The 23,181-nt window shown below is 60.4% G+C and carries 26 protein-coding genes; 13 read left to right on the plus strand and 13 right to left on the minus strand.

Annotated features, from left to right (window positions below; translation table 11 throughout):
* Positions 1–152 precede the first annotated feature (152 nt).
* Genes J7447_RS21305 through J7447_RS21315 form a run of 3 tightly spaced genes read left to right on the plus strand, consistent with a single transcriptional unit; the run spans position 153 to position 3,109 of the window.
* A complete protein-coding gene (locus J7447_RS21305) occupies positions 153–1,025 on the plus strand; it encodes a chorismate mutase (protein WP_055660523.1) in 873 nt (290 codons plus the stop codon).
* Positions 1,022–2,158 (plus strand): histidinol-phosphate transaminase, encoded by a 1,137-nt coding sequence (gene hisC / locus J7447_RS21310; protein WP_023002589.1) that lies wholly within the window; start codon positions 1,022–1,024, stop codon positions 2,156–2,158. The genes J7447_RS21305 and hisC overlap by 4 nt, the downstream gene beginning before the upstream one ends.
* A 6-nt stretch (positions 2,159–2,164) precedes the next feature.
* Entirely contained in the window at positions 2,165–3,109 is a 945-nt protein-coding gene (locus J7447_RS21315; RefSeq protein WP_209170850.1) for a prephenate/arogenate dehydrogenase family protein, read from the plus strand.
* 107 nt (positions 3,110–3,216) lie between these two features.
* On the opposite strand, the gene J7447_RS21320 is transcribed toward J7447_RS21315, so the two are convergent.
* Positions 3,217–4,077, minus strand: coding sequence for a polyprenyl synthetase family protein (locus J7447_RS21320; protein WP_353653812.1), 861 nt, complete (start codon positions 4,075–4,077; stop codon positions 3,217–3,219).
* A 190-nt stretch (positions 4,078–4,267) separates the two neighbouring features.
* Here J7447_RS21320 and J7447_RS21325 point away from each other — a divergent pair, with 190 nt between their 5' ends.
* The 4 genes from J7447_RS21325 (at position 4,268) to J7447_RS21340 (ending at position 7,196) form a co-directional block, all read left to right on the plus strand.
* The gene (locus J7447_RS21325; RefSeq protein ID WP_023002592.1) at positions 4,268–5,482 is read left to right on the plus strand and encodes a cyclopropane-fatty-acyl-phospholipid synthase family protein; all 1,215 of its coding nucleotides are present in this window, start codon (positions 4,268–4,270) and stop codon (positions 5,480–5,482) included.
* On the plus strand, positions 5,475–6,218 hold the full coding sequence (mtgA, locus tag J7447_RS21330; protein WP_083660470.1) for a monofunctional biosynthetic peptidoglycan transglycosylase: 744 nt from the start codon (positions 5,475–5,477) through the stop codon (positions 6,216–6,218). Before J7447_RS21325 ends, mtgA begins: the two co-directional genes overlap by 8 nt.
* A 181-nt stretch (positions 6,219–6,399) precedes the next feature.
* Positions 6,400–6,585, plus strand: a complete 186-nt coding sequence (gene rpmF / locus J7447_RS21335; protein ID WP_006936667.1) for a 50S ribosomal protein L32 — start codon at positions 6,400–6,402, stop codon at positions 6,583–6,585.
* Positions 6,586–6,773: 188 nt separating this feature from the next.
* Positions 6,774–7,196 (plus strand): hypothetical protein, encoded by a 423-nt coding sequence (locus tag J7447_RS21340; RefSeq protein ID WP_023002594.1) that lies wholly within the window; start codon positions 6,774–6,776, stop codon positions 7,194–7,196.
* Between the two features lie 210 nt (positions 7,197–7,406).
* On the opposite strand, the gene J7447_RS21345 is transcribed toward J7447_RS21340, so the two are convergent.
* Complete coding sequence (locus J7447_RS21345) at positions 7,407–8,048, minus strand: septation protein A (RefSeq protein ID WP_023002595.1); 642 nt, start codon at positions 8,046–8,048, stop codon at positions 7,407–7,409.
* 139 nt (positions 8,049–8,187) lie between these two features.
* Between J7447_RS21345 and J7447_RS21350 the strand changes: the two genes are divergently transcribed.
* Together J7447_RS21350 and J7447_RS21355 are read left to right on the plus strand one after the other, a co-directional pair.
* Positions 8,188–8,931, plus strand: coding sequence for a DUF3299 domain-containing protein (locus J7447_RS21350; protein WP_209170852.1), 744 nt, complete (start codon positions 8,188–8,190; stop codon positions 8,929–8,931).
* A gap of 264 nt (positions 8,932–9,195) precedes the next feature.
* The gene (locus tag J7447_RS21355) at positions 9,196–10,017 is read left to right on the plus strand and encodes a hypothetical protein (RefSeq protein WP_209170854.1); all 822 of its coding nucleotides are present in this window, start codon (positions 9,196–9,198) and stop codon (positions 10,015–10,017) included.
* A 69-nt stretch (positions 10,018–10,086) separates the two neighbouring features.
* Here J7447_RS21355 and phbB read toward each other — a convergent pair whose 3' ends face one another.
* Together phbB and J7447_RS21365 are read right to left on the minus strand one after the other, a co-directional pair.
* The gene (phbB, locus tag J7447_RS21360) at positions 10,087–10,815 is read right to left on the minus strand and encodes an acetoacetyl-CoA reductase (protein WP_023002597.1); all 729 of its coding nucleotides are present in this window, start codon (positions 10,813–10,815) and stop codon (positions 10,087–10,089) included.
* A gap of 120 nt (positions 10,816–10,935) precedes the next feature.
* The gene (locus J7447_RS21365) at positions 10,936–12,117 is read right to left on the minus strand and encodes an acetyl-CoA C-acetyltransferase (RefSeq protein ID WP_031270058.1); all 1,182 of its coding nucleotides are present in this window, start codon (positions 12,115–12,117) and stop codon (positions 10,936–10,938) included.
* Between the two features lie 295 nt (positions 12,118–12,412).
* On the opposite strand from J7447_RS21365, the gene phaR reads away from it, so the two are divergent.
* Positions 12,413–13,003, plus strand: a complete 591-nt coding sequence (gene phaR, locus J7447_RS21370) for a polyhydroxyalkanoate synthesis repressor PhaR (protein ID WP_023002599.1) — start codon at positions 12,413–12,415, stop codon at positions 13,001–13,003.
* A gap of 19 nt (positions 13,004–13,022) precedes the next feature.
* Positions 13,023–13,523: a GNAT family N-acetyltransferase gene (locus tag J7447_RS21375; protein ID WP_209170855.1), complete on the plus strand. Its 501-nt coding sequence runs from the start codon at positions 13,023–13,025 to the stop codon at positions 13,521–13,523.
* A gap of 190 nt (positions 13,524–13,713) precedes the next feature.
* On the opposite strand, the gene J7447_RS21380 is transcribed toward J7447_RS21375, so the two are convergent.
* Positions 13,714–14,145, minus strand: coding sequence for a heme-binding protein (locus J7447_RS21380; protein WP_023002601.1), 432 nt, complete (start codon positions 14,143–14,145; stop codon positions 13,714–13,716).
* Between the two features lie 134 nt (positions 14,146–14,279).
* On the opposite strand from J7447_RS21380, the gene ggt reads away from it, so the two are divergent.
* Both ggt and J7447_RS21390 read left to right on the plus strand, forming a co-directional pair.
* Positions 14,280–15,875: a gamma-glutamyltransferase gene (gene ggt / locus J7447_RS21385; RefSeq protein ID WP_023002602.1), complete on the plus strand. Its 1,596-nt coding sequence runs from the start codon at positions 14,280–14,282 to the stop codon at positions 15,873–15,875.
* A 107-nt stretch (positions 15,876–15,982) separates the two neighbouring features.
* Positions 15,983–17,368 (plus strand): multicopper oxidase family protein, encoded by a 1,386-nt coding sequence (locus tag J7447_RS21390; protein WP_209170856.1) that lies wholly within the window; start codon positions 15,983–15,985, stop codon positions 17,366–17,368.
* A 15-nt stretch (positions 17,369–17,383) separates the two neighbouring features.
* Here J7447_RS21390 and J7447_RS21395 read toward each other — a convergent pair whose 3' ends face one another.
* The 8 genes from J7447_RS21395 to J7447_RS21430 all read right to left on the minus strand — a co-directional run bounded on the left by J7447_RS21395 (position 17,384) and on the right by J7447_RS21430 (position 23,123).
* Positions 17,384–17,704: a hypothetical protein gene (locus J7447_RS21395; RefSeq protein ID WP_139314091.1), complete on the minus strand. Its 321-nt coding sequence runs from the start codon at positions 17,702–17,704 to the stop codon at positions 17,384–17,386.
* A 348-nt stretch (positions 17,705–18,052) separates the two neighbouring features.
* Positions 18,053–18,325, minus strand: a complete 273-nt coding sequence (locus J7447_RS21400; protein ID WP_031270062.1) for a hypothetical protein — start codon at positions 18,323–18,325, stop codon at positions 18,053–18,055.
* A 325-nt stretch (positions 18,326–18,650) separates the two neighbouring features.
* On the minus strand, positions 18,651–19,307 hold the full coding sequence (locus tag J7447_RS21405) for a 3'-5' exonuclease (protein WP_209170857.1): 657 nt from the start codon (positions 19,305–19,307) through the stop codon (positions 18,651–18,653).
* 19 nt (positions 19,308–19,326) lie between these two features.
* Entirely contained in the window at positions 19,327–19,854 is a 528-nt protein-coding gene (locus tag J7447_RS21410) for an MAPEG family protein (RefSeq protein WP_208992228.1), read from the minus strand.
* 145 nt (positions 19,855–19,999) lie between these two features.
* Positions 20,000–21,430, minus strand: a complete 1,431-nt coding sequence (locus J7447_RS21415; RefSeq protein ID WP_023002608.1) for an alanine/glycine:cation symporter family protein — start codon at positions 21,428–21,430, stop codon at positions 20,000–20,002.
* 210 nt (positions 21,431–21,640) lie between these two features.
* Positions 21,641–22,000 (minus strand): 50S ribosomal protein L20, encoded by a 360-nt coding sequence (rplT, locus tag J7447_RS21420; protein WP_023002609.1) that lies wholly within the window; start codon positions 21,998–22,000, stop codon positions 21,641–21,643.
* A gap of 26 nt (positions 22,001–22,026) precedes the next feature.
* Complete coding sequence (rpmI, locus tag J7447_RS21425) at positions 22,027–22,224, minus strand: 50S ribosomal protein L35 (protein ID WP_023002610.1); 198 nt, start codon at positions 22,222–22,224, stop codon at positions 22,027–22,029.
* A gap of 284 nt (positions 22,225–22,508) precedes the next feature.
* Positions 22,509–23,123 carry an NAD(P)H-dependent oxidoreductase gene (locus J7447_RS21430; RefSeq protein WP_055660082.1) on the minus strand — a complete coding sequence of 205 codons (615 nt, stop codon included), beginning with the start codon at positions 23,121–23,123 and terminating at the stop codon, positions 22,509–22,511.
* Positions 23,124–23,181: the final 58 nt, after the last annotated feature.

Consider the following 23,181-nt stretch of genomic DNA (forward strand, 5'->3'; position numbering starts at 1 on the left):
CGCCACCGGGAAACGGCAGGCACCCGGCAGAACGGCCAGACTGGCGACCTAGCCGTGCCGGAACGCCTGAGTCAATGTTTTCTTTTGCCTTTGGGCAATCACATGCCTATGACTATGCGCCGCTGAACCCAAACGAAGGCCGGAGCCACCTCATGTCTCACTTGCCGGACAGCGGGCTGTCGCTGGACGACCTCAGGACACGGGTCGACGAGATCGATGCACGCATCCACACCGCCCTGATGGAACGCGCCCAGGCCGAAGCCGGTATCCAGGCTGCCGGCCGCGCCGCGGGAGCTGCACCCGCCCTGTTTCAACCCGAACGTGACGCCGACCTGATGCGCCAGATGGTGGAGCGCCACCAGGGCGACCTGCCGCTGGCAACCGTCGAACACATCTGGCGTGATCTCATCTGTGCCTGCACCAGCCTGCAGGCAGACACCGCCGTCCATCTGGACGGCAGCGCCGATCTGATCGAGATGCTCGACCTGGCGCGTTTCTATTTCGGTTTTTCCGTGGAGCTGGTGCCGGGAAGCGATGCGGCCGACGTGGTCGGCGCCGTGACGGCGTCAGCCGGTGACCTGGGCCTTGTGGCGCTGATCGACCGGGCGGAGCTGCCCTGGTGGCGCGGCCTCAGCGAATCCGGTGCACTGGTGCGGGCGCGGCTGCCCTTCGTCATTCTGGACGAGCGTCCCGCCGACCTGCCGGCGCTTGTGCTGGCCAAGGCCGACAGCATGATCGACAACGCCGATATTGCGGTTTATGACGCCCGCTGGTCGGATCTTCTGCCGGGCAACCTGATGGACGAAGGCATTGAAGTGCTCAGTTTCTTCCGGTCCGCCGCCGGTGTCGACGCGCTGCTTGCGATTTCCGGCGAGCTGACGGAAGAGGATGTGCGCGCAGCCTGCCTCGCCGCAGGCGCCGCCCCGGAAGTTTTAAGACGTGTCGGCGGCTATGCCGCACCGATCGACGGCAATGGCGATCCGGACGACACATTTGCTGCCGAGGACGAGGAGCCTCAGGGATGAACGAGATGACGACAGTGACTGAAGCCGGCAAGGCAACCGCAAACCGTCCGCAGCCGCGGCCGGGCGTTCTGGATATTGCGCCTTATGTTCCCGGCAAGTCCAAGGGCAGCCACGGCAAGACCGTTCACAAGCTTTCGTCCAACGAAACGCCGCTCGGCACCAGCGATGCTGCCCGCGCAGCCATTGAAGCCGTGGCGCGGAACCTGGAACTTTATCCGGACGGATCCTCTGCCGAGCTGCGTGCGGCCATCGGCGAAGTCTACGGCCTCAATCCGGACCGCATCATCTGCGGCGCCGGGTCCGACGAGGTTCTCAGCCTGATCGCCTACGGTTATCTCGGCCAGGGCGACGAGGCGATCTATTCCGAACACGGCTTTCTGGTCTACGACATTGCCATCCGCGCTGCCGGGGCAACGCCGGTGATTGCGCCTGAAAAGGACCTGACGACGGATGTCGATGCGATCCTGGCAAGGGTCACCGACAAGACGCGCATGGTCTTCATCGCCAATCCGAACAATCCGACCGGCACCTATCTGCCGTTCGAGGAGGTCAAGCGGCTGCATGAGGGCCTGCCGGCCAACGTCCTGCTGGTTCTGGATGCCGCCTATGCGGAATATGTCCGCCGCAACGACTATGAAAGCGGTCTCGAGCTGGCAGCGACGTCCGACAACGTCATCATGACGCGGACCTTCTCCAAGATTTACGGCCTCGCCAATCTGCGTCTCGGCTGGGGCTTCGGTCCGGCCCATGTGATCGATGCGCTCAACCGCATCCGGGGTCCGTTCAACGTCAACGGCATGGCGATTGCGGCCGGCATGGCCGCTGTTCGTGACCGTGATTTCGTCACGCGCTCGATCGAGCACAATGACACCTGGCTGCCCTGGGTGACGGCGGAGCTGGAAAAGCTCGGCCTGAAGGTGACGCCGAGCGTCGGCAACTTCGTGCTGGTTCACTTCCCCGACGAGGACGGCAAGCGCGCGGCGGATGCCGATGCCTATCTGCTGGAGCGCGGCTGCGTGCTGCGCATGGTCGGCAATTACGGGCTGCCGAACTCGATCCGCATGACCATCGGTTCGGAAGACGCCAACCGGGCCATCATTGGCCACCTGAAGGACTTTCTGGAACAGAAATAAGAACACATGACTGTTGCCCCCATTTTCGAGCGCATGGCCCTGATCGGCATCGGCCTGATCGGTTCCTCGCTCGCACAGGTCGCCCGTGAACGCGGCCTGGTCAAGGAAATCGCGATTTCCACCCGGTCTGCGGACACCCTGCAAAGGGCGGAGGAGCTGGGCCTGGGCGACAGTTATGCGCTCGACGCCGCCGTGGCGGTGGAGGGGGCCGACCTGGTGATCCTCTGCGCGCCGGTGGGGGCCAATGAGGCCATTGCCAAGTGGATTGCGCCTGCGCTGAAAAAAGGCGCGATCCTGACCGATGTCGGTTCCACCAAGGGGTCCGTCGTCGATCAGGTCAGCCCCCATGTGCCTGAAGGCGTGCATTTCATTCCGGGTCACCCGATTGCCGGGACCGAACAGTCCGGACCCGATGCCGGGTTTCCGACGCTGTTCGACCAGCGCTGGTGCATCCTGACACCGGCAGAGGACACGGATCCCGAGACCCTCGAAAAACTCAGCGCCTTCTGGCGCGCCTGTGGTTCCGACGTCGACACGATGGACGCCAGACACCACGATCTGGTGCTGGCCATCGTTTCGCATCTGCCGCATCTGATTGCCTACAACATCGTCGGCACCGCGGACGACCTGGAGACGGTCACCAAGTCGGAAGTCATCAAGTATTCGGCGTCCGGTTTCCGCGATTTCACGCGTCTGGCGGCGTCCGATCCGACCATGTGGCGGGACGTCTGCCTGCACAACAAGGACGCGATCCTGGAAATGCTGGCGCGGTTTTCCGAAGATCTTTCGGCCCTTCAGCGGGCAATCCGCTGGGGCGATGGCCAGATGCTGTTCGACCTCTTCACCCGCACCCGGGGTATCCGCCGCTCGATCATCGAGGCCGGTCAGGAAACCGACGCCCCCGACTTCGGCCGTCATGCCAAGGACAAGGCCGGCGCACCGGCGGAGTGACCGCTTCCATCAGGAACCGGTCTTGCCAGAGAATTTCCCGGGCGTTGAGCCCCCATTGCATTCTAGCCCTTGAGGATCGCTCGACCCTCAAGGGCTTTTTTGTCTCGTCAGTTGGTCCGGTTGACGATGAAACGGGCAAGGGCGCTCAGGATCGCCGCACGGCTGCCGTAGGGCGCGAGAAGCGTTTCGGCTTCCACCACCAGCCGGCCAAGCTCGTTGCGCGTCCTGTCGGTGCCCCAGAGGCCTACAAGCGTCGCCTTGCCGGCCTCCGCATCCTTGCCGGTGGCCTTGCCCATTGTTTCCGCGCTGGCTTCCACGTCCAGAAGGTCGTCCGCGAGCTGGAAGGCAAGGCCGATTACCTCACCGAAGCGGGTCAGCCGGTCGACATCCGCTTCCGCTGCATCCGCCAGAATGGCGCCCGCCCGGCAGGCGTAGCGCAGCAGCGCACCGGTCTTCATGGATTGAAGCTGGCGGATCTCCGCCTCGGAGCGCTCGCGGTGTTCGGACTCCAGGTCGAGCATCTGCCCGCCCGCCATGCCGCCGATGCCCGACGCGCGGGCCAGTTCACGCGATAGCCGCAGGCGCACGGCTGCATCCGCATGCACAGCCTCGCCCGTGATCACGTCAAAGGCGAGCGTCAGCAAGGCATCGCCGGCCAGGATGGCGGTCGCCTCGTCATAGGCCTTGTGCACGGTTGGCTGGCCCCGGCGAAGATCGTCGTCGTCCATGGCTGGCAGGTCGTCATGGACCAGCGAATAACAATGGATCAGTTCCAGCGCGCAGGCAGCCTGCAGAATGCCGTCATCCGCCCGCCCGAACAGATTGGCAGCCTCCATCACCAGAACCGGCCGCAGTCGCTTGCCGCCGTTCAGCGCGCCGTGGCGCATGGCGGCAAGCAGCCTTGGGGGGCGCACGGTTTCATCCGGCAGCGCCTGGGTGGCCAGAAGCGTTTCCAGCGTGGCCTCCACAAACTTGGCCTGGAATGTCAGATGCTGGTTTGGGTCAAGGGTCACGATTGGCTCCGGGACGGATCGGCAACATTTTCAAAGTCCGGGTTTCCCTGAAACCAATTCTCTGTATCGTCAAGGCTCGAATTTCAAAAAAATGCGGGAGCTACCTGCCCGATCTTTTCAAACTGACCCTTTTGGAGATTTTTCCATGAAACTGCTGTCGAGCCTTCTGCGATCCTTCATCAAGCGCGGGCGCATGCGTGTGATCGACGTCGCGGGTGCCGTGCACGAATTCGGGTCGGGCGAGGACGGTCCGACAGTGACCATCCGGCTGCATGACAAAAAGCTTTACCGGTCGCTTTTTCTCAATCCGGAGCTGGCCGCGGGCGAAGCCTATATGGACGGAACCCTGACGATGGAGGAAGGGTCGACCTGCTACGACTTCATGTTCCTGTTTTCCATCAACAGGGCGCCGCTTGGGGCCAATCCCGTGCAGGGCCTGTTGCGGAAGGGTTGGAAGCTCTTGCGGCGGCGCCAGCAGCAGAACAGCGTCGAACGGGCAAAGTCGCAGGCGCGGCATCACTATGACCTTTCAACCGACCTCTATCGGCTGTTCATGGATGAGGGCCTCAACTACAGCTGTGCCTATTACACCTCGCCTGACGACACGCTGGAACAAGCCCAGGCGGCCAAGCTGGCCCATCTGGTTGCCAAGCTGGATCTGAAGCCAGGTATGGAAGTGCTTGAAATCGGCGGAGGCTGGGGCTCACTCGCCATCCGCATGGCTCAGGCCGGTGCAAAGGTTACCTCGCTCAACGTCTCGCCAGAGCAAGTGAAGATCGCCGAAGAACGCGTGCGCGCTGCGGGTCTTGAGGACCAGGTGACATTCGTTCTGAAGGATTACCGGGAATTCGAAGGGCAATTCGACCGGATCATCTCGGTCGGCATGATGGAACATGTCGGCATCGGCCATCTCGACGAGTATTTCGGCCAGATCCGCAGATGCCTGACCGAAAAAGGCTATGCGGTCGTGCATTCCATCGGTCGCATGACGCCTCCGGGCACGACGGGGCCTTTTATTCGCAAGTATATTTTCCCCGGGGGTTACGTTCCTGCGCTGTCGGAAGTCTTTGCGTCTACCGAACGGCTTGGGTTATGGGTCTGCGATGCGGAAATCCTGCGGCTGCACTACTACTACACCATTCGCGACTGGCGCATTCGCTTTGAAGACAAGAGGGCGATTGCCGCTGATCTTTATGACGAAACTTTCTGCCGTATGTGGGAGTTTTATCTGTGTGCGGTCGAGCTGGGCTTCCTGCACGGATCCAACATGGTCTTCCAGCTCCTCCTGTCGAAGGAGCGGGATGCCGTGCCGATTGTCCGCGACTTCATCGTCGATAACGAACGGGAACTGAATGGTTAGGGTCAAACCTGCAACGGGTGGAAAGTCAGGCTCCGGAGGTGCGCCGGGGCGCCGCCGTGGCATGATCGGCCTTGTCCGCAAGCGCTTGTTGCAGCTGTTGCTGGTCCTGGTCCTGCTTCCGCCCGTTCTTACTGTCATCTATTCCGTCGTGCCGCCCATAAGCACGCTGATGATCGGGCGCTATGTCCAGTTTCTATGGGTCGACCGGCAGTGGGTACCGCTTGAGCAGATTTCGCCAAACCTCGTCCGGTCGGTCATCACTTCGGAAGACAGCGGCTTTTGCGAAAACGACGGCGTCGAGTGGGACGCGCTTCAGGATCAGGTCGAAGCACTGAGCGAAGGCGAGAAGCCTCGCGGCGCAAGCACCATCACGATGCAGACCGCCAAGAACCTGTTTCTGTGGGGCGAGCGGTCCTACATCCGCAAGGGGCTGGAACTGCCGCTGGCCCTGATGCTGGATGCGATGCTGACCAAGAAGCGGATCCTGGAAATCTACCTCAATATTGCCGAGTGGGGTGAGGGTATCTTCGGCGCCGAAGCCGCCGCGCAGGCCTGGTTCGGCAAGAGCGCCAAGGACCTGACACGGACCGAAGCTGCCAGATTGGCGACAGCTTTGCCAAATCCACGTGGCCGGAACCCCGCCAAACCAGGTTCCGGACACCGGAAACTGGCCGGCACGAACCTGGCCCGTGTGAAGGGCGCGGGGCCGATTTTCGGCTGTGTTCTGGGGAAATAGACGAAGGTGGATAGCGCTTCGCCACCGCCTGTTCTATCCAGACCAAGAATTTTTTCTCTATGGGGTGGCAAAACGTTGGCGTTGCCTGTATAACGCCGCGCATTCCAACACGCTGCGTGACGCCACGCCCCGGGCTAACCCGGTCCGGGCCGCGCGGTTATGGACCACGGAGAAAAACAAAATGGCCGTTCCAAAGAGAAAAACCTCGCGCTCCAAGCGCGGTTTTCGCCGTTCCGCGGACGCCCTCAAGCAGCCGACTTACGTCGAGGACAAGGATTCGGGCGAACTGCGCCGTCCGCATCACGTTGACCTGAAGACCGGCATGTACCGGGGCCGTCAGATCCTTTCCGCAAAAGACGACGCATAACACCCGTATTCTTCGTGAATGCAGGTAGCGTCCGGACCGGATCGCCGCATGGCAAATCAAGATTGAGGCTGGCCTTGTTTCGACGGGCCGGCCTTTTTCTTTTCAGCGCCTTGAATTGGCTATCAAGATCGTGTCAGCTCGCTCCGATTTCCGCCCGCTTCGGGTGTCCTTGAATTCGGGAGCCGTTCATGCGCCTTTTTTCAGCCGTTCCTTTCACGCTTTTCTCGCTGCTGATCTATAACGCCCTTGCTTTCACGGTGGGCGCGGGAGAGCCTGGCTTCTGGGCGCAGCCGATGATCACCATACAGATGGTTTCCGGCGCAACCTTCGAGCTTCTGGCGAGCGATCTGCTCATCACCGTCGGGCTGTTCTTCCTGTTCATCGAAATTCTGAAGGCGACCCGCATCGGCACGACGGCCCTGCTGGACCACATGTTCTCGGTGCTGGTGTTCGTCGCCTACCTGGTGGAGTTCCTGGTGCTGCAGCCCGCGGCAACGTCGCTGTTCTTCATCCTCATGGCGATCTCTCTGATCGACGTGATCGCCGGGTTCTCGATTTCCATCACTGGCGCACGGCGGGACGTTTCCTTCGGCCATGGGGACGTGCACTAAGACTGCTTGCCGGCCGACCGCCGCTATTCCGGACAAGGGTGACGCGGCCGAGCGCAGAACCGGCACGCGGAATTCCTTTGCGTTTTAGCGCTGTCCACATTTGAGGAGAATGGGTTCGCGTTGCACACGTCGTTATCCGGTTGCCGGATCGGCGTGCAGCGCTTCGCTGCATTTGTCAGGAATGACGGGCGCGGAGCAAGACCGGAACGGCTAGGCGTCCTTGCCGTCCTCGACGATCGCGTGTTTCTGGATCAGCGGCAGCTGGGTCAGGGTGAAGACAAGGGTGATCGGCATGATGCCGAAGACCTTGAAGCTGACCCAGAAATCGGTCGAGAAGCTGCGCCAGACGATCTCGTTGATCGCGGCAAGCACGAAGAAGAAAACGCCCCAGCGGAATGTCAGCTTGCGCCAGCCTTCGTCCGTCAGCCGGAAGGCGCTGTCGAAGACGTAGCCGAGCAGCGCCTTGCCGAACAGCAATCCGCCCAGCAGAACCGTGCCGAACAGGCAGTTGACGATGGTCGGCTTCAGCTTGATGAACAGTTCGTCGTGGAGCCACAGCGTCAGGGCGCCGAAAACCAGAACCACCGCGCCGGACACGAGCGGCATGATCGGCAGGCGCTTCGTCAGCCACAGCGACACGACCAGCGAGATGCTGATGGCCACCATGAAGGCGGCAGTTGCCAGGAAGATAGGCTTGCCGACCTGTTGCAGCACGGGAAAGGCCGCCGCGATCTGTTCGCCGCGGGCATTGAACAGGAAGAACACCCCGAGCGGTCCCAATTCCAGCGCCAGCTTCAGGAGCGGGGAAAGTTCCTTGCGGGTGGGGTCGTTCGGGGCGTGTTCGAATTCCATGTTTTTCCGTTATCCTGTTCAGGAAGTCTGCTTCCGGACATAGGTGATGGAGGGTGCCAGGGTCAAGGACCCCGGTCCGATTCGGAAAATAGAGCCGGAAAATTTCAGGGCCAGTAGAGAGGCACCGGGAAGCGTGAAGATGAAACGTTGGATGCTGTGCCTCGCGGCCACCTTGCTGCTTACGGTCTCTGCCTTCGCGGCGATGCCTGTTCGCTGGGACCAGCTCAAGGATCCGGAGGCTGCAGCCTATGAGGACCCCTTTGCCGCGCTCAGCGGCACAGAGCTGCGGTCGCTGGGCACGGTGCTGCGGCTTCGCCAGCAATTGGACGAGATGGCTGCGACTGACGCGGACCGTTCAACGCTGAAACGTCGTCTTCAGCAGGAAGAAGCCCGGCTTGCAGCGGCCGGCGTGCCGACGGACAAATTGCCGTCGCAACGCTTCGAGGTTGCGAAGAAACGAGCTGCTGCGTCGCTTGCCGGCAACAAGGCTCTGGCCGGGAGGGACATCGCGATTACCGGGTATGTGATCCCCGTGCAGGAACCCGGCAGCGATGAGGTAATCGCCGGCTACCTTGTTCCCGAGCAGGGCATGTGCAGCCACATGCCGGCGCCCGATCCCAACCAGATGATCCGGTACCGGCTGTCGACAGGCTGGAGGGCGGAGTATGTCTATGAACCGGTCCGGCTAACCGGGCGCTTGTCCTTGAAAACGACCCGCCAGGAAATCACGCTTCTGGACGGTCAGGTCGACATGATCGCGGCGTTCGAGATGGAGGTCACAGGCGCCCAAAGCCTGGGTGAGGAGACCACCCCGGACCCGATGAGCCGGATCTGGAAGTTCTTCAAGGGGCCCGTTCCGGAAAACTCCTGGAAGCACCCATAAAAAAGGCGCCGCAACGGGCGCTTTTTGGAATAGCCGCGTGATCGCTGAAATTCGTTCGTCTGAGGTGCCAGGCTAAAATACGCGATGGATAGGTAGAAACTAAAAAAGTCAGAAACCTGCTCGCCAGTGCAATTTTTGCGCAAATTCCGAGATGATTTTGCGCAGTAGATTGAAAACCGGAGCATTCATCAAGATCTGATCCATAGCAGAAACCGTTTCAACTCTTGCAGCGGTTCCTTTCGTTTCAGCTTTGGTGCCTTTGTGATGATTAAGATTTTTTCTTTTCTTGGGTTTCTGGGGATCGTAGGGTTTATTATCACATTTCCGATTTTCATGGTCAGGTTGAAAACTGCCATGAAGATAGCCCTCGCGATTTTTTCAGGACTGTTGCTTTGGTGGCGTTTTACCGGCCCCTCTGACCGGGAGGGTGTTTTGTTTGTCGTTGTCTTCGCCAGTATTGCAATAGGTATGAGCGTGTCGCTACGCTTGCTGTGCGTGCTGTTTCTCCATTTCGCAGACAAGAAACGTTGTTTTGAAGATGTTGAAACCGCATCGCCTTACTGGCTGGACTTAGTCGTGGGGTTTGGTGCGTCAGGCATTTTGACGCTGATCTTTTTTTGCAACCTGGCCTGGGCAACCAGTGACCTGTCCCACGCCATGCTACTGCATGTTAGCCTTGCTCTTTTCTGTATCTGGCTATTTGCCAAGACCACTGAGTCTTGGCTGAAACGACCAGCATCAAGGCTTTTTCTTCATCCATTCGGCATTGGAACCGCCACGGTCCTGCTGGCTCTCACGGCTTATAGCTGGTTCTGGTATCCGACCCTGGTACGCTCTGAAGCGTATGCTGCTGTCAATGGCAGCGACCACTGCATCTACTTTCCCACCAATCAAAAGATCGCGCAGGTCGGCGACCGTCTGACCCTCCTGACTTTGGCCAAACGCAGAAGAGGTGGCAATTTTTTCCTGGTTTCGCGAGAGAAGGCCTGGGCGTGGAGCTACCATGAACGTGGCTTTGTTCCCGATCAGAAGGCAAATCGTGGCTGGCTTCAGCGCGTCTGTTTCGGCCAGGATCAACGAGAGTAACGTTCTAAAAAACAGAAAAAAGAAAGGCGCCCGAGAGCGCCTTTCCGTAGTTCTGGTTTTACTGAAGCCTCAGCCGTTGGCGATGTACTGGCCGCCGTTGATGGTCATCACCGCACCGGTCATGAAGGCGGCGGCGTCGGACGCCAGGTAGACCACCGTCTGGGCGATTTCTTCCGGATGGCCGAGGCGGCCGACCGGGATGCCCGAGATGATCGACTGCAGCACTTTTTCCGGCATGGCGGCAACCATGTCGGTGTTGATGTAGCCCGGGCAGACGCAGTTGACGGTGATGCCCTTGAAGGCATTTTCCTGCGCCAGTGCCTTGGTGAAGCCAATCACGCCGGCCTTGGCCGCGGAATAGTTCGCCTGGCCCATCTGGCCCTTCTGGCCATTGATGGAAGAGATGTTGATGATGCGGCCCGAAGACCGTTCCCGCATGCCGTTGATCACCGGCTTGGTCATGGTGAACATGGAATCGAGGTTCGTCGACAGGACTTCGCGCCACTGTTCGAAGCTCATCTTGTGGAACATGCCGTCGCGGGTGATGCCCGCATTGTTGACCAGCACTTCCACCGGACCCAGTTCGCTTTCCACCTGGGCAATGCCTGCCGCGCAGGCGTCAGGATCGGAAACGTCCCACTTGAAGACGTGGATACCGGTCTCGGCCTTGAAGGCTTCGGCCTTTTCGGTGTTGCCGGCATATGTGGCCGCCACGGTGTAGCCTGCGTCTTTCAGACCCCGCGAAATTGCTTCGCCGATACCGCGCGTACCACCCGTGACCAATGCGACCTTGCTCATTCCCCTTCCTCCTGACTTCCAGTTCCGGGCCCTTTGGGCTCTCTGACATCAATTCAGTCTTGTTTGCTGTTCCCGATCATGGCCGGAGGCCCGGCCATGATCCTTCTTTCCCTTGGCGGCTTAGCGCTCCAGGCACATGGCGACACCCATGCCGCCGCCGATGCACAGTGTTGCAAGGCCTTTCTTGGCGTCGCGGCGGTTCATTTCGTGCAGCAGGGTGGTCAGGATGCGAGCCCCGGACGCGCCGATCGGGTGGCCGATGGCAATCGCACCGCCGTTGACGTTGACGATGTCCGGGTTCCAGCCCATGTCCTTGTTGACCGCGCAAGCCTGAGCGGCGAAGGCTTCGTTGGCTTCCACGAGATCGAGGTCGGCAGCGGACCAGCCGGCTTTTTCAAGCGCCTTGCGCGATGCCGGGATCGGGCCGGAGCCCATGATTGCCGGATCGACACCCGCAGTGGCCCAGGAGGCGATGCGGGCGAGCGGCTTCAGGCCGCGCTTTTCGGCTTCGGCGGCGCTCATCACCAGAATGGCGGCTGCACCGTCGTTGATGCCGGAGGCGTTGGCAGCGGTCACGGAACCGTCCTTGGTGAAGGCCGGGCGCAGCTTGGCGACGCTTTCCAGCGTGGCGCCGTGACGGATATATTCGTCATCGGCAACGACGCGCTCGCCCTTGCGTTCCTGCAGGGTTACCGCGGTGATCTCGTCCTTGAACTTGCCGGCCTTCTGGGCAGCTTCCGCCTTGTTCTGGGAAGCAACTGCGAACTCGTCCTGCTGGTCGCGGTTGATCTGCCACTTTTCGGCGACGTTCTCGGCGGTCTGGCCCATGTGGTAGCCGTTGAAGGCATCCCACAGGCCGTCCTTGATCATGGTGTCGATCATCTTGTAGTCGCCCATCTTGTAGCCGGCGCGCATGTGGGCGCAGTGCGGCGACAGCGACATGTTCTCCTGGCCGCCTGCCATCATGATGGTGGCGTCGCCTGAGATGATCTGCTGCGCTGCAATGGCAACGGTGCGAAGACCGGAACCGCAGACCTGGTTGAGCGTCCATGCCGTCGCACTATCGGCAATGCCTGCCTTGATGGCAGCCTGACGCGCCGGGTTCTGGCCCTGACCGGCCGTCAGAACCTGACCGAACACGACTTCGTCGATGTCGCCGCCTTCGACGCCGGCCTGTTCCATGGCCGCCTTCATGACAATGGCACCGAGGTCATGCGCCGGGGTGTTGGCAAAGGCGCCATTGAACGACCCCACGGGCGTGCGGGTCGCACTGACAATGACGATATCGGTGAAAGCGCTCATCATACTCTCCAGACTTGAGGCCAATTGACCGTAGTGGACTGGTGCCGCAGGGGCACCTGTCGATGCTTATTATGCATGGACTAGAAACTGCGCTGAGATTTGTGTCAACCGTAACACTCCGTATCGAAGGCCTGTTTTCGCATTTGCGGTATAATCCTTTCGTCAGCGCACATAAAAAGGCTGGCACGATCCGATACGATTGGCTTAGTCTCTTACACGGAGGAGATGACAGGCCTGCGAAAGCCTTGTCGTCAAATGGGAAACTAGCCACAAGGCTGATAGGCGGAATTCACGGATGGCCAAGACCAACGAGCCGACAATCATCAAGAAATACGCCAACCGGCGCCTGTACAACACGGGCACCAGCACCTACGTCACGCTTGAGGACCTGGCGGTGATGGTGAAGGGGGAGGAGGACTTTGTCGTCTATGACGCGAAGTCCGGTGAGGATATTACCCGGTCGGTCCTGACCCAGATTATTTTCGAACAGGAAGGCAAGGGGCAGAATCTTCTGCCGGTCACGTTCCTGCGCCAGCTGATCCGTTTTTACGGCGACAGCATGCAGGGCCTCGTGCCGAGCTTCCTGGAATATTCCATGACCTCGCTCACCAAGGAGCAGGAGAAGCTGCGTTCGCAAATGAGCGAAGCTTTCGGCGCAACGGCGTTCGAGGCCATCGAGGACCAGGTCAAGCGCAACACCGAGATGTTCGAGCGGGCCATGAAGATGTTCATGCCCTTTCCGGCCGCAGGGGGAGATCCGGCTGCGACTGCCAACCCGGCGAGCCAGGCCAAGCCTGCAAAGTCCGGCGGGAACGATCTCGACGACATGAAGCGCCAGTTGGAAGACATGCAGAAAAAGATCAACCAGCTCAGCGAAAAGTCCTGAGGCGTTTACGCGACCTGCAATGAGCCGTGATCTGGACCGCATGAACATCGCCATCATTGCGCTTGGCGATGATCCCGTGTTGCTGAAAATCCTCGAGACGTGGTTTGTCGAGGAGTGGGCCGACTGGTATGGCCCGGGGCAACCCGGCGATGCGCGGGAAGATCTGGAACAGTGCCTTCTGCCAAATGCTCGCCTGCCACGCTGTCTGGTTGCGCTGGACGGAGATGGCAGACCGTTGGGAACGGTCTCCCTGCGCGATACCTCGCCGGGGTCGGACCTTTATCCCGGCGCCTGGCTGACTGCATTGCTTGTGCATCGCGATTTCCGGAAAGCAGGTATCGGCATCAAGCTGATCGCCGCCGCAGAACGGGAAGCCGCCAGGATCGGATTTCCGGAAATTCTGACTGCAACGGCAACGGCCGGGTCGCTCGTCCTCAGAAGGGATTGGCAGCAGGTCAAAACACTTCAATCGGCTTCGGGGCCGTTGGATATCTATCGCAAAGCCCTGGGGCCGGTCTGAACGGGCGTCAGCCCGGACCGCCGTCAAAATAAAGCCTCATCCCGAAGAGCGAGCTCACTCGAGTCTCGAAGGATGGGCCGCTTGCTCTTGTGTTTGCAGCCCATCCTTCGAGACGTGCCTATCGGCCCTCCTCAGGATGAGGTGAAGGGTAGGTGAGGCTTCTTGAAAGAAGGCAGATCCGGTCCTTCCCTCAGCCGCAGTCGGCAACCAGGCTTGCAGCGGCAATGCCGGCGACTGCGCAGGCTTCGTCATTGTCGGACGTATCGCCGGTAATGCCGACAGCGCCAAGGGTTTCGCCTTCGTCGTTCTTCACCAGAACGCCGCCGGGCACCGGTACGATGGCCCCGCCGGAAACGCCGTTCAGAGCGTTGACGAAATGCGGACGGGACTCTGCATTGGCGTTCAGCCATCTTGTGCCGGTGCCGACAGCGAGTGCACCGATCGCTTTGCCCGTGGCGATCTGCGGACGCATGATCGAGGATCCGTCCTGCCGCTTGAGCAGGATGGCATGACCCCCCGCATCGAGGACAGCAACGGTAAGCGGTTTCAGATTCAGCTCGGCTGCTTTTTCAAAAGCGGCAGAAATGATGGTCTCTGCCGTTGATAATGTCAGTTTGCGCATTTTCCCACTTCTCCTTAAGGTGCTGACCGCGATACCGATTTGCTAACAGAACATGGCATTGGCGAATAGGCGGCATTCCCGAGAAGCTATTGCTGCGATTCGGAAAGAAAGACACTTCGGCCAGGAGGAATTCAGTGAAGCGTGATTTTCAGGCCCCGGGCCGGTCCCCGGTTTTTGCACGCGAAGCAGCGGCTGCGACCTCTCATCCGCTGGCAACGAGCGCGGCTCTGGAAGTGCTTCAGGCAGGTGGCAACGCGGTTGACGCCGCGATCGCGGCAGTTGCGGTTCAATGTGTTGTCGAACCGCATATGACCGGTATCGGCGGCGACTGTTTTGCCATCGTCATGGAGCCGGATGGACGTCTGACGGGTTTCAATGGCTCAGGTGCAGCCCCGCGGGCCGCGACACCGCAAAAGCTTGCAGAGCTTGGCGTCAAGGACATCACCGACACGTCGCCGCATGCCGTGACCGTACCCGGTGCCATTCGGGCCTGGGAAACGTTGCTGAAGGCGCATGGTACCAAGAGTTTCAAGTCCCTGTTCAAGCGGGCAATTCAATATGCCCGCGACGGATTTCCGGTTGCCCCGCGTGTTGCGCGCGACTGGGCCGGGGATGTCGACAAGCTGCGCGCCGACGAGGTTTCGGCCGCGCGCTACCTGATCAAGGGCGAAGCACCCAAAACCGGCACGGTTCTGAAATACCCGCGTCTGGCAGACACTCTCGCGGCAATTGCCGAGGGCGGGGCGGATGCCTTCTATTCTGGCCCGGTTGCCGACGACATCGTGAGCGCGCTGCAGTCGCGCGGCGGGCTGATGACCCAGGACGATCTGGCCGCTTGCCACACGACAGCGGTGTCACCGGTCTTGAGGGACTACAAGGGTCACACGGTGGCCGAATTGCCGCCAAACGGGCAGGGGATCGTTGCCCTGATCATGCTCGGTATTCTGGAACAGTTCGACCTGGAAAGCCTTGATCCGCTCGGTCCGGAACGTTTCCACCTGGAAATGGAAGCCGCGCGTCTGGCGTACGGTGTCCGGGAGCAGTTCATCACCGACCCGGGCTATATGGATGTCTGCCACACACGGTTGATCGGCGCGGATTATATCGACCAGCTTGCCCGGCAGGTGTCGCTGACCAAGCGGATGGACTCGGTCCCGGCAAGTGCGCTGGCTCCGCAGACGGATACGGTCTACCTGACGATTGTCGACAGGGACGGACTTGCGGTTTCCTTCATCAATTCCCTGTTCAGCGGGTTCGGCAGCGGCATTGTCGCTCCGGAAACCGGTGTGCTGCTGCATTGCCGTGGCAGTTCGTTCCGGGCCGAGCCGGGACATGCCAATTCCATCGACGGCGGCAAGCGGCCGATGCATACGATCATCCCGGCGATGGTGCTGAAAGAAGGCGCGCCGTTCCTGTCCTTCGGCGTGATGGGTGGCCACTACCAGGCCTGTGGCCATGCTCATGTGCTGACCAATATCATCGACTATGGCATGGATGTTCAGGCCGCCATCGACTTCCCGCGCATGTTCTTCGACATCGCCAGCCACGAACTGCAGGCGGAACGACTGGTGCCGCCGTCCACGCTGGATGGCCTTCGCGCGCTGGGCCATTCCGTCGTTCCGGCGTCCGGTCCGATCGGAGGGTCCCAGGCCATCATGATCGACAAGGCCCGGCACTTGCTGACCGCAGGCTCCGATCCACGCAAGGATGGGCATGCCGGAGGCTACTGACCCGGCTTCGGCCGGCCACCTGACCGCGTCAATTTGAACCTTGTGATCGCCGCCTCACGGGTGTTTGGTGCGGTTGGACGCGCCGATATTCATATGAGGTTTTCAATATGCCCGGATTTTCGAGGCGGGAGATCCTGCTTGGCGGCGCCGGGGCGCTGACGGCGTTTGCAGCCGGTGGACTTGGTGCCAGGCAGGCACTGGCCGCCGAGCACAGCCTGACCCTTTCAAGGCTCAATCATTCCGTGCTGCCGGAAACGGTCACGGCTGACATGATGAGCTTCAGCCCCAGTGGTCCGCCACCGGTGCTGCGGTTCCGCAAGGGGCAGACCACCACGATCGACGTGAAGAACGCGCTTGATGAAGCGTCGGTGGTGCATTGGCACGGGCTCAGGATCGCCAACAACATGGATGGCGTACCCTATCTGACGCAATATCCGATCGAGGCGGGAAACGCGTTCCGCTACGAGTTCACGCCGCCTGACGCCGGCACCTTCTGGTACCACCCGCATTGCAACACGCTGGAACAGATCGCCCGGGGAATGACCGGGGTGATCGTGGTGGAAGACGAGGAAGATGCCGGCTTCGACAGCGACCTGCCACTGAATATTCGTGATTTCCGGCTTGGGGGCGACGGCCAGTTCATTGCCTTCTACAAGCCTCGCAATGCCGCGCGAGGCGGCACGCTCGGAACCGTTTCGACGGTCAACTGGCAACCACAGCCCGTTTATGAACTTGCCGCGGGCTCTCTCGTGCGTCTGCGTCTGGCTGTCACCGATCTCACAAGGGTCGGCAGATATACAGTTTCCGGCGCCGAGGCGCTGGTGATCGCGATCGACAGCAACCCGTTGCCGCAGCCGGTGGCGATGGACGAAATCGTGCTTGCGCCCGGTCAGCGGGCTGATGTTGCCCTGCGTGTGCCGGACAGTGAAGACGAGGTCGCCACGCTTGTTCTGAAAAAGCCGAATGGTGACAAGGTGCTGGCGACGTTCCAGCCCAAGGGCGCGTCAGCCGGCAGGGACCTGCGAGAACTGAAGCCACTCAAGCCGAACCCTGTGCCACAGGCAGACCTTGCCAATGCCGAGGTTCTGGATTTCGTGTTCGGCTGGTCTCCGGGCGGGGATGCGCCGCAGGCCAGCATCTGTGGTTCGCTCGGCTATACCTTCTGGTCGATCAACCGGGTGGCCTGGGGCGGGGATGTGCCGGGGCCATTCGATCCGCTGGCGACCTTGCGGCATGGCAAGTCCTACATCCTGCGCTTCCGAAACGAATCACCGAACGATCATCCGATCCATCTGCACGGCATGTCGTTCCAGTTGCTGCGGTCGAACAAGCGCAAGCTGCCGCCGCTGGTGACGGATACCGCGCTGCTTCTGGAAGAAGAAACCATGGAAGTGGCCCTGGTTGCCGATAATCCGGGCGACTGGGCATTCCATTGTCATGTGATCGAACACCAGAAAACCGGCCTGGCCGGTTTCCTGCGTGTAGAAGCCTGAGCGTTTTCCGACAGGTCAGGCAGACAGGGAGATCGTGTAGGAGCGTTCGTCGCCGTCTTCGGCGGCGGATGCATATTGCGCGACATGCTGCCGGCGTTCCAGCCAGGTCTGCTCGTCAAACGAGTCTCCGGCCAGAAGCTGAGTGGCATATTCGGCATGAGCGCCGTAATAGGCGTCACGCTGAGAAGCCTGTGCGGCGAGATGTGCGGGGACGGCATCCAGAGCGCCAAACTGACCATTTGAGGTCGAACCGAAGCCGGTTCTTTCAGTCGGAGCGGTTACCGGCTTCTGCCGGATGCGCATGGGATGGATGGCCGATACGGGTCTTACTTGCATTTCAGTCTCCGGGGTGGGCCAGTCCGTGGCCAGTCTTTCGGAGGTCCGGGGAGTCCGGATCTGTTTTTCAATATAGGGTCTCTGACAACAGAAAAATGTGACGCGCGTCACACTTTGACGGGTGAAGGGTTTGCCCGCTGCTGTCTGGAGGTAACGGTTGTCAGCAGAATTTGTTCCCGGTGCCGTCATTTCGCGCGGTGCTTCTGCCTCCAGCCTCTGCAGTCCGGCTGATATGCCCCTCCAAGATCTTCACCTGAAGCATGTTCGGGCAAACCAAAAAAAGACCCGGAGCAATGCCCCGGGTTGAAGGTCTCCAGTGGTACTTCTGGAACTTTAAAACAGGTTGGCCTAGCGCTCGGTCTTGAGCAGTCGGCCGGCAGGGCGCTGGCGTGGCAGGGCAGCAGTTGCCCGATAGGAGTTCACGCCGGTGAGAGGCTCAGTTTGCCTGCGGAACCTTGTCTGGGGCTCTCCATCTCGCGTCGCGATCAGATGGGCGAGGAAAATAGAGTTCGGGCGGTAGCGCGCGCTGAAGGCAATCTGCTCGCGCTCAAGCTCCGGTTCCACGGGAACGGGGAGATACGTGTCAAAGGTCGCCTGCCGCTCGGATTCCGTCTCTCCCACGGAGGGACGCTTCCGCCTCACATTGGCACGACCTGCAGAAGAAACCGGGTTAACTCGCACGATTTAACGCCTCATTGTTTCAGAATGGCACGCCCAAGGCTGCCTCACCTGAAACGTCGCAATCACCGTGCCACGTTAACCTCTTGTTAACTTTTTGTCCGCAGAAAACCGCCGATCCGCATTAACAATCGTTAATGCAGTGGCGCAAAACCGGACACTTTTCAGTGGGAAGCGAGGATAGCGGTGGTAACCGGAACCGGCCCGTTGCAGGCAGGGGCAAGTCCTGACGGCAAGGGGAATCAGGTTTGACCTGCGGAGGGAGGACTCAGGCTGAACGGTGTTCCGACAGTTCTGGCAGCCGGACCGCGAGTGGCAGAGCGAAGTCTTCGGCGGTCAGTTTCTCACTCCTCAGAAGATGCTGCAGGCTCACGGCAACCGACATGGCATCGTCGAGAGCATCGTGTTGCCGCCCGTCCGGTGTCTTTAGGCCAAAATACTCCGCCAGACGACCGCTCGTCATTTTGCCCATATCCTCAACGGGGGTGCCCGCATTCAAGATCAGGCCGATGGCGTTGCCGAAGCGGTGGGCGGGGATAGGTGGTGTCAGGCCTTCGATATAGGAACTGATCGCCAGAAGGGTGAGTTCGTCCTTGCCCCAGGACCAGAAATTCGCCCCCTCTGCGAAGGCTGCGAATTTTTCCAGTGCGTCGGCGTGGGCAATGCCTTCGCGGTCGATGTCCGCCTGGGTAATGCCGGTCAGCTCGGTGAAGAAAGGATCTACATTCGGGTGCCTGCCGAACCTGTCCCTCGGCTTGATCAGGACATTGAATGTATCGAGAATGTCATAACCGCCCCCGAGCGAGAGTTTCACCGCGCCAATCTGGGCGACATTCGGATCCGGATCCAGCGGACCGCACCATTGCCGGCTCATGGCGCCGGGCGCGGTCAGATATTCGCAGTCGTAAATGATCACGTGATGCATGAAAAAGAGGTCCGTCCGATCAAAAGAAGGAAAAAGCGAGGGCGGCCAGAAACAGAAGAACGGTTGAATAGAACGTCAGGGCAAAGCCGAAGGCCCTGGCGGCCGCGCCTTTTTCATAACCGTTCCAGAACAGAGCGCGTCCGCACCAGAACAGGAGCGCGGCCGCAGGCAAAGCGCCGAGATACCCGGCCGGAGCAAGTGCTGCGAATGCGATGTAGGTAAGGGCGGCCAGCGTGGTCTGTTCCAGCGTGTTCTGGAGCACGGCCTGCAACACCTTGGCCTTTTCGGTGCCTGAGGTCAGTCCGCTGCCGTCGATATCCTCCGGTGTGAAAAAGCGATGCCGCGCCAGAAGGCCTATCGACAAAAGCAGCCAGAAAGCACCGGCCAGCAGACATTGGGCTGCCAGCGTAAGGCGGGCTTGCGGCGAGCCGTCCGGCAGCCAGTCCTGCGGATACTGAACGGCGCCAAGGCCAAGCCCGGTGGCCGCGACGATTACCGCCGCAATCATGCCCTTCATGACGCCATGTTGTTTCGCTGTCAGGGGCAACCTGCTGCCTCGCTTTCGCTGACGGAACCGACACGGGAACAGGACCACACCGGGCTTCAAAAGAAAAGTGTTGGCAGGCCCCGGCGCAGACAGACTGGCGCGACCAGGAGGACGCGCCACTGCAAGAGATCGTCTTTTGAGCCCGTCAGTCCGGCGCCTTGCCGGTCCAGGCGCTGCGGTCGATGTCGAGATCCGCGAAGTTGTCAGGGTTCAACACCGGTCGGGCGACACCTTCCCGAAGCTGGCTCTTGAAGTCGTCCAGGATCCGCTTTGCCGTCGGGAACAGCATCATCAGAGCCAGTAGGTTGACGACCGCCAGGACGCCCATCAGCGGATCGGAGAAGAAGAACACCGAGGTTGCATTCGGTGCCGTCGCCCCCAGGAACACGACGCCCATCACGGCGACCCTGAGTACGTGCAGGGCCATGGTGCTGGATGTCATCGAACTGAGGGCGTTTTCGCCGAGGTAGTAGTTGTAGATGATGGAGCTGAACGCGAAGAGCAGCACTGCGCCGGTCAGGAAATAGCTCGTCCAGCCACCGAGGTGGGAAGCAAGCGATTGCTGGGTCAGGACGACGCCGTCAACGCCTTCTGCACCCGGCGCATAGACATCGCCGAGCAGGATGATCAGCGCCGTGCAGGTGCAGATGATCATCGTGTCGATGAAGACCGAAAAGGACTGGGTGATGCCCTGGCTGATCGGGTGGCGGACTTCCGCCGTCGCGGCAACGTTGGGAGCCGAGCCGAGGCCGGCCTCGTTGGAGAATAGCCCGCGGCGCAGGCCTTGCGCAAGGGCTGCGCCCATGCCGCCGCCGACTACCTCTTCCAGCCCGAAGGCGTTGAGAACGATGGAATAGATGACGCCGGGCACCTCGGTGATGTTGAGAAGGATGATCACCAGTGCCATGCCGATATAGCCGACGGCCATGATCGGCACGATGACATCCGCTGCCTTTGCAATGCGGTGGATGCCGCCAAAGACGATCAGGCCGGTCAGCACGGTCAGGCCTATGCCCGTCCACAGCCGGCCAATGCCGAGGCTTTCTTCCGCGGCGCCCGCCACAGTGTTGCCCTGGAAGGCGTTGAAGCCGAAGGCGAAGGAGGCCATGAGGCAGAGTGCATAAAGCACCGCAAGCCAGCGGTAATCGGCGCCTAGGCCATGGATGATGGTGCGGGCAGGTCCGCCACGATAGGTGCCGTCACCCGTGGAGCGCTTGTAGAGTTGGGCGAGCGAACACTCGATCAGGCTGGTTGCCATGCCGACAAGGGCAACGGCCCACATCCAGAAGACCGCACCGGGTCCACCGAGGGTGATTGCGACTGCGACACCGGCGATGTTGCCGCCACCAACCCGGCCGCCGACAGACAGAAGCAGGGCTTCGCGGGCAGAGATGGCGTTGGGATCACCCGACTGGTTCTTGGAAGACAATACGCGGAACATACGCAGGAAGAAGCGTAGCTGAACGAAACCGGTAACGACCGTGAAGAAGATGCCAATGACGACGAGAAACGGGATGAGTGCCCACCCCCAGGTCAGGTCGCCGATTAGGGCGAAGAACGCCTCGACAAGCTGCATGGATCCAACCCTCCTTGTTTTCCGCAAGGCTGACGAAGGGTCAGCCTCATCGGAACCGGAAGGGTAGGCTTCAATTTCCGGGGTTTGCAATAAAAAAGAGAAGTGCTTGAAAATGCAGCTTTGAATTGCCGGGTTGATAGGCAGCCACCAGGCAACAAAAAACGCGGCTCGAATGAACCGCGTTTTTCAAATCGGATAGGGAAGCCTGCCTTAAGCGGCCAGAGCGCCCTGAGCCTGATCAACCAGGGCCTTGAAGGCATCCGGCTGGTTGATGGCGAGGTCGGACAGAACCTTGCGGTCGACTTCGATGCCGGCCTTGTTCAGACCGTCGATGAAGCGGCCATAGGTCATGCCGTGCTGGCGGGTTGCCGCATTAATGCGCTGGATCCAGAGCGAACGGAAGTTGCGCTTCTTGGCCTTGCGGTCGCGATAAGCGTACTGGCCGGCTTTCTCGACGGCCTGCTTGGCAACGCGGATGGTATTCTTGCGGCGGCCGTAATAGCCTTTTGCTGCCTTGATTACTTTTTTGTGGCGAGCGTGGGCGGTAACGCCCCGTTTGACGCGTGACATTTAGGTGATCTCCTTCGGGGCTGGCTTTATGCGTAGGGCAGGAACTGCTTCACGATCTTTGCATCCTGGTCGCTCAGCGTGGTGGTGCCACGGGCGTTGCGGATGAACTTGTTCGTGCGCTTGATCATGCCATGACGCTTGCCGGCCTGCGCGGTTTTCACCTTGCCGGTCGCGGTCACTTTAAAGCGCTTTTTGGCGCCGGACTTCGTTTTCAGCTTGGGCATTTTGCATCCTTTCCTTGGTGCATCCGTTCAGAACGGATACTCTTTTGTTGGTGCATTCAGAGCCGACACGGCATGCCCTCGGTTGTCGAAAACGGTCTGCGCAAGAACACAGAAAACCAGTCCACGACGAGCCGGACGACTCTGGACCGGGCGCTTATATGGGAGCTTTCCTTGGAATGCAACCGGTTCGCGCGCCTTTTTTGGCGGTTTCGGCCAGATCTGCGGCACGGTCCTCCGCGGCAAAAGCAGTGGCCGCGGAGACCGGTGTGCGCCAGCAAGGTCGATCAGGCAGCCAGATCGCATTCCTGCCGGGCGGCCAGAAGGCTGGCAGAGACCTTTTCAGGATCGGCGACGGTGCCTTGCACGGCAATGAAGCGGATATCCTCAACGCCCAGGAACGACAACAGGAACTTGAGGTAAGGCTGCACGAAGTTGGCCGCGGCAAAGGGCTGGCCGTCAAGATAGCCTTCGGCCCCATAGGCGGAAATCACCACCGCGCGCCGGGTTTTTGCAAGTCCCTGAAAGCTGTTGCCGTCAAACGAAAATGTGTGCCCGACACGAACGATCTGGTCGATCCAGGCCTTGAGCGCCGCGGGAACTGCGAAATTGTAGATCGGCGCGGCAATCAGCAGGGTGTCGGCTTCCTGAAGTTCGGCGATCAATTTGTCGGAAAGGGCTGTCGCTTCCTTCAGGTCTTCGGTCATGGAGGCGGGCTCGGTATAGAAACCTTCGATGGTCTTCTGGCCGATGATCGGGATGGAGCCATCGGCAACATTTCGCGTGATGACGCGGCAGTCGGGATGTTTGCGGCGGTAGCTTGCCTCGAAATGATCGGCAATGGCGGTCGAGTGCGAGCCGGTCTGGCGGGAACTGGAATTGATGCGCAGAAGCAGTGTCATGCGGGTATCTCCTGGTTGGATGATGCCCGGAGGTTATTTCTGCACATGTGGAGGAAAA

Origin of the sequence: Labrenzia sp. R5_0, assembly GCF_017743835.1 — a bacterium.
GTDB lineage: Bacteria > Pseudomonadota > Alphaproteobacteria > Rhizobiales > Stappiaceae > Roseibium > Roseibium algicola.

Bases quoted from the DNA above. Each gene is read 5' to 3' on its own strand.
- J7447_RS21305 (WP_055660523.1), top strand. From the start codon at position 153: ATGTCTCACTTGCCGGACAGCGGGCTGTCGCTGGACGACCTCAGGACA.
- hisC (WP_023002589.1), top strand. From the start codon at position 1,022: ATGAACGAGATGACGACAGTGACTGAAGCCGGCAAGGCAACCGCAAAC.
- J7447_RS21315 (WP_209170850.1), top strand. From the start codon at position 2,165: ATGACTGTTGCCCCCATTTTCGAGCGCATGGCCCTGATCGGCATCGGC.
- J7447_RS21325 (WP_023002592.1), top strand. From the start codon at position 4,268: ATGAAACTGCTGTCGAGCCTTCTGCGATCCTTCATCAAGCGCGGGCGC.
- mtgA (WP_083660470.1), top strand. From the start codon at position 5,475: ATGGTTAGGGTCAAACCTGCAACGGGTGGAAAGTCAGGCTCCGGAGGT.
- rpmF (WP_006936667.1), top strand. From the start codon at position 6,400: ATGGCCGTTCCAAAGAGAAAAACCTCGCGCTCCAAGCGCGGTTTTCGC.
- J7447_RS21340 (WP_023002594.1), top strand. From the start codon at position 6,774: ATGCGCCTTTTTTCAGCCGTTCCTTTCACGCTTTTCTCGCTGCTGATC.
- J7447_RS21345 (WP_023002595.1), bottom strand. From the start codon at position 8,048: ATGGAATTCGAACACGCCCCGAACGACCCCACCCGCAAGGAACTTTCC.
- J7447_RS21350 (WP_209170852.1), top strand. From the start codon at position 8,188: ATGAAACGTTGGATGCTGTGCCTCGCGGCCACCTTGCTGCTTACGGTC.
- J7447_RS21355 (WP_209170854.1), top strand. From the start codon at position 9,196: ATGATTAAGATTTTTTCTTTTCTTGGGTTTCTGGGGATCGTAGGGTTT.
- phbB (WP_023002597.1), bottom strand. From the start codon at position 10,815: ATGAGCAAGGTCGCATTGGTCACGGGTGGTACGCGCGGTATCGGCGAA.
- J7447_RS21365 (WP_031270058.1), bottom strand. From the start codon at position 12,117: ATGAGCGCTTTCACCGATATCGTCATTGTCAGTGCGACCCGCACGCCC.
- phaR (WP_023002599.1), top strand. From the start codon at position 12,413: ATGGCCAAGACCAACGAGCCGACAATCATCAAGAAATACGCCAACCGG.
- J7447_RS21375 (WP_209170855.1), top strand. From the start codon at position 13,023: ATGAGCCGTGATCTGGACCGCATGAACATCGCCATCATTGCGCTTGGC.
- J7447_RS21380 (WP_023002601.1), bottom strand. From the start codon at position 14,145: ATGCGCAAACTGACATTATCAACGGCAGAGACCATCATTTCTGCCGCT.
- J7447_RS21390 (WP_209170856.1), top strand. From the start codon at position 15,983: ATGCCCGGATTTTCGAGGCGGGAGATCCTGCTTGGCGGCGCCGGGGCG.
- J7447_RS21395 (WP_139314091.1), bottom strand. From the start codon at position 17,704: ATGCAAGTAAGACCCGTATCGGCCATCCATCCCATGCGCATCCGGCAG.
- J7447_RS21405 (WP_209170857.1), bottom strand. From the start codon at position 19,307: ATGCATCACGTGATCATTTACGACTGCGAATATCTGACCGCGCCCGGC.
- J7447_RS21415 (WP_023002608.1), bottom strand. From the start codon at position 21,430: ATGCAGCTTGTCGAGGCGTTCTTCGCCCTAATCGGCGACCTGACCTGG.
- rplT (WP_023002609.1), bottom strand. From the start codon at position 22,000: ATGTCACGCGTCAAACGGGGCGTTACCGCCCACGCTCGCCACAAAAAA.
- rpmI (WP_023002610.1), bottom strand. From the start codon at position 22,224: ATGCCCAAGCTGAAAACGAAGTCCGGCGCCAAAAAGCGCTTTAAAGTG.
- J7447_RS21430 (WP_055660082.1), bottom strand. From the start codon at position 23,123: ATGACACTGCTTCTGCGCATCAATTCCAGTTCCCGCCAGACCGGCTCG.